General features: G+C 64.8%; 1 pseudogene. It reads right to left on the bottom strand.

Annotated features, from left to right (window positions below):
- A pseudogene (locus JCM19049_RS15510) lies at window positions 1-730 on the bottom strand (ATP phosphoribosyltransferase regulatory subunit); the annotation flags it as partial.
- Window positions 731-950 lie beyond the last annotated feature (220 nt).

Genomic DNA, 950 nt, shown 5'->3' with positions numbered 1-950 from the left:
CCCAGGGCGCGTACCTGCTCCACGAAGGAGGTGTCCGCGGTGCAGATCCCGGCCAGGTCCAGGGCGGCCTGCGCCTGGGCCGCGGTGGCGCCCACCTCGGTGGTCAGGATTTCGGCGACCTTCTCGGCCCCGATCTTCTCCAGCTTGTCGATTGCCCGCAGCACCGCGTCCGGATCCTCCAGGCCCAGGCCGCGGTAGAAGCCCTCGGCCAGCTTGCGGTTGTTCACCCGCAGCCGGAAGTCCCCGATCGGCAACGCGGAGAGGGCATCGGCGATCGTCAGCGCCAGCTCCACGTCGTAGCTGAACGGCAGCGACCCGTCGCCGACCACGTCGATGTCCGCCTGGGTGAACTCGCGGAAGCGTCCGTCCTGCGGGCGTTCCCCGCGCCAGACCTTCTGCATCTGGTAGCGGCGGAACGGGAAGGCCAGGTGCCCGGCGTTCTCCACCACGTAGCGGGCGAAGGGCACGGTCAAGTCGAAGTGCAGGGCCAGCGCGTTGGGGTCGTTCTTCTCCTCGTCCGGGTCCGCGGCCAGGCGGGAGAGGCCGTAGACCTCCTTGTCGATCTCGCCCTTGCGCAGCAGCTGCGCCCGGGTTTCGACCGCACGGGTCTCGATGTTCGCAAAACCGTGCAGTTCGAAGACCCGGCGCAGGGTGTCCAGCACATGCTGTTCAACACGCGTTCGGCGGGAAGCCATTCGGGAAAACCGGACAATGAGGCCTTGCGTGCCATGAAACTCCTTAGTTCGTTTGCGGCCAAGTCCTATTTTAGGCCGCAATAGAACAGAATACTGCGCGTATCCGCTTACAAAGAAAGCGGGGCCACGGTAGAGTTACTAGAAGCAAGTGCTCAGTTAGTGAAAGAGTTTCAGCGGTGACCACCAGTCAGAAATCCGACGACAACCAGATAACCCCGACCCCGCAGGCCGTGGCACCCGCCGCGAAGCCTGTCG

It is taken from the genome of Arthrobacter sp. JCM 19049, from assembly GCF_001310435.1.
This window is presented reverse-complemented; position numbering and strand designations above follow the sequence as displayed.